This window comes from Bradyrhizobium sp. Leo114 (assembly GCF_055229415.2).
This window is the reverse complement of sequence record NZ_JBUYEN020000240.1, coordinates 1-346: the sequence shown is the minus strand read 5'-3', so window position 1 is coordinate 346 and position 346 is coordinate 1. Positions and strand designations below refer to the sequence as shown.

The following is a 346-nucleotide window of genomic DNA, read 5'->3' as shown; positions in this document are numbered from 1 at the left end:
GCCAGTACACTGGCTCGGCGGGCAAGATCACCAATTGCCAGATCGGAGTGTTCGCCGCCTATGTGTCACGGCATGGCCATGCCTTCATCGACCGGGCGCTCTACCTGCCAAAAGAATGGACGGACGACTCCGCTCGCCTGAAGGCAGCGCATGTACCGAGCGATGTGAGCTTTGCGACGAAACCCAAGATCGCGCGTCAGATGATCACTCGCGCGACCACGGCCAACGTGCCGTTCTCGTTCGTGGCGGCGGACAGCGTGTATGGCACTGGAGAGATCGAAACCCTGCTGCGCAAGGCGGGCAAAGGCTATGTCCTGGGTGTTGCGTCCAATCATGTGTTCCGCTC

The 346-nt window shown here is 60.7% G+C and carries 1 protein-coding gene; it reads left to right on the top strand.

Going from position 1 to position 346, the window contains the following annotated elements:
• Nucleotides 1-346: transposase (locus ACZIRK_RS45570; RefSeq protein WP_474419894.1), on the top strand; the 346-nt coding region annotated here is incomplete at both ends.